Genomic DNA, 1,700 nt, shown 5'->3' with positions numbered 1-1,700 from the left:
TTTTCGTATTATGAAACCAGGAAGAAAAGTATTCTGGTTAATATAGAATTGTATAATGTAGATGAACAGATCAAGAATCATTTCTATTGAAAGAGAATCAACTGTTTGTTTAGTTATTCATGGTATGCAAGTCAGGATATAATATTCCTGGCTTTTTCTTTTTGCAGGCATGTAATGAGAACAAAGTCTTAGAGAAGAAATGACGTAGCTCTTTTTAGACCTTTGAGTCAGTTAGAAAAAACGTCATTCTTCCTATTTCTGTTTATGAATAAGCTTATATCTAAAAAGACGGTAATTGAATCAAGTCAGTATGTAAAACGAAACAATATGGAGCAGAAATTTGGAAGTTATCTCTACTGTTTAATGAAAGGAAGTATTGTGTGGAAAGTCCAATTGTAAGCATTGATGTTTCCAATGGAAACAGTCATTACATGTGTTTTATCAAGAACAATAAACGTTTTGGTAAAGTAAAGAAAATTGATCATGATATTGAAGGATTCAAAAGACTTCTAGAAGATATTCAAAAGCTGGAAGCTGAAACCAATGAAAAGGTATGTGCCGTATTTGAAGCAACCGGTGTTTATACAAAACCTTTAGAAAGATTTCTAAGTAAGAACAGTATAAAGACATATAGAATCAATCCTTTAGAATCTGCCAGAAAACGGAAAGAAGAAATACATAATAAGAAGACGGATAAGCTTGATCCAATATCTATTTCAAAAGTTTATTATGATAAAGAAGAAATGATGGAACTAAAAAAGAAGGATGAAACATATAACTGGCTCAGGAAAAAGAATCGATTGTATGAAGATCAGTTGAATCATCTTAGAAAATACAAGGTTACATTTCAAAATCAGTTAAGCATCTGTTTTCCGGGATATCTTGATTTATTTAAGGATGGATATAGTGATATTCCAATGACAATCCTAAAGAAATATCCACATCCGGATTTATTGAAGAACAAGAAGGCTGAAACGGTTGCCAGATATCTTGAGAAAAATACATGTCATACTCATAAGGTATCTTTAGAATATGCATTAAAAATAATAGAATTTGCGAAAAAGACATATCCCGGATGTGAAAAGGATGATGTAGAAGTTGAAATATTTAAAATATTACTTGATAAGGTAATCGAAACACAGAGGGAATGTGAAAAAACATTGAATGAAATGATAACAGTTGCTTCTACTTTAGAAGAATATAGATATATCTCAAGCATTGATGGAATAGGGCCCAATCTTGCTGCAAGGATCATTGCAGAGATTGGAGATATAGAAGAATTTAAATCAAGAGAAGCACTTGTGGCATATGCAGGATTGGATCCGCATATATATCAGTCAGGAGACCAGGATGGAAAACATTTAAAGATATCCAAAAAAGGAAATAAATATCTAAGGTGTCTATTGTTTCTGGCTGTAGGATGTTCTATAAGAGGAGCTAAAGATAATCCAGTGAATCGATTCTATCAAAAGAAAAAGCAGCAATCGAACCCGCTAAATTCGAAAGCTGCCAAAACCGCATGTACCGCCAAACTGTTAAAAATAATATACGGTATATGCAAAAACAAGACCACATATGAAAGGTAGTCTTAAATACATTATAAACAAAAATTTAAAAAATTGGAGAAATCCAATCTTTTTGTCGTGGAAAATCATCAAAAAATGTGTCCTTCATGGAAAGACACAAAATTTTATGAATTA

General features: G+C 31.7%; 1 protein-coding gene. It reads left to right on the top strand.

What is annotated here, in order from left to right:
- Positions 1 to 380 precede the first annotated feature (380 nt).
- Positions 381 to 1,586 carry an IS110 family transposase gene (locus tag NE544_RS11945; RefSeq protein ID WP_256269490.1) on the top strand — a complete coding sequence of 402 codons (1,206 nt, stop codon included), beginning with the start codon at positions 381 to 383 and terminating at the stop codon, positions 1,584 to 1,586.
- Positions 1,587 to 1,700: the final 114 nt, after the last annotated feature.

This window comes from Holdemanella sp. MSK.7.32 (assembly GCF_024460475.1).
Lineage (GTDB): Bacteria > Bacillota_I > Bacilli_A > Erysipelotrichales > Erysipelotrichaceae > Holdemanella.
Note: the sequence above shows the minus strand (reverse complement) of the source record. Positions and strands in the feature narration are given on the sequence as shown.